General features: G+C 75.2%; 1 protein-coding gene. It reads left to right on the forward strand.

Going from position 1 to position 545, the window contains the following annotated elements:
- Positions 1 to 16: 16 nt before the first annotated feature.
- On the forward strand, positions 17 to 545 hold a 529-nt coding region (locus Cpa01nite_RS18410; protein WP_203670315.1), incomplete at its 3' end, for a DUF222 domain-containing protein.

A 545-nucleotide genomic window follows, 5' to 3' on the forward strand; every position in this document is an offset into this window, starting at 1 on the left:
TCGGTAGGGTTTTTCCATGGATGACCTGCAGCGACGCACCGACGGCGACGACGCCCTCGCTGCTGTGCTGCCGGTCTACGGGCCCGACGGGACCTGCCTGACCGACTACGGCCCGGACCCGGTCGTGGCGGCCGGCGGGGCCCCGCGCACGGCGGAGCAGCGGCAGGTCGAGGCCATCGCCGCGTGCCCGCCCGGGCCGGTGCTGGACACCTGGCTGCGGGGGCTGGACCTGAGCGTGCTGTCCCCGCTGATCCTCGTGGAGGTCGCCGCGGCGCAGAACCGGATGGAGGCCCACCAGCACGCCCGCAAGCTCGAGGTCATCGCCGAGCTCGCGAACCGCCCCGAGATGAGCCCGGACTGGTCACCGCTGGCCGGGGCACCGCCGGTGCAGTCCTCGGTCGCGGGCGACGAGCTGTCCGCCCGGCTGGGGTGGTCGCGGGGTGCCGCGAACAAGACGGTGCACCGGGCGCTGGTCCTCGACGGGATGCTGACCGCCACCGGGCAGGCGCTGGCCGCGGGGCACCTCGACGCCGCCAAGGCCGAGG

Origin of the sequence: Cellulomonas pakistanensis (assembly GCF_016862755.1) — a bacterium.
GTDB lineage: Bacteria > Actinomycetota > Actinomycetes > Actinomycetales > Cellulomonadaceae > Cellulomonas > Cellulomonas pakistanensis.